This window comes from Novosphingobium mangrovisedimenti, from assembly GCF_025153475.1.
GTDB classification, from domain to species: domain Bacteria; phylum Pseudomonadota; class Alphaproteobacteria; order Sphingomonadales; family Sphingomonadaceae; genus Novosphingobium; species Novosphingobium mangrovi_A.
On the sequence record NZ_JANZXA010000083.1, the window covers coordinates 1 to 251 of the forward strand.

Annotated in this window: 1 protein-coding gene; it reads left to right on the forward strand. The window is 63.3% G+C overall.

The window, feature by feature from the left end; genetic code table 11:
• A partial coding sequence (locus NZK81_RS21570; RefSeq protein ID WP_260048006.1) for a DUF5801 repeats-in-toxin domain-containing protein occupies positions 1-251 on the forward strand: 251 nt, incomplete at both ends.

A 251-nucleotide genomic window follows, 5' to 3' on the forward strand; every position in this document is an offset into this window, starting at 1 on the left:
GATGGCGCCGGTTCGGTGGGCTACAGCCTTGTCCTGACCGGCTCCAATGTCGGGTCCGGGCTCTACACGCTGGGTGTCGGCGGGGCGATGGGCAACGAGATCGTGCTCAACCAGTCAGGCAATACGGTCACCGGCTCCTACGGCGGCACGACCTATTTCACGATCAGCATCAACCAGACGACAGGCGTGGTCACCTTCGCCCAGAGCAACAACATCTGGCACGGCAGCACGGCGAGCGACGATGACAGCGA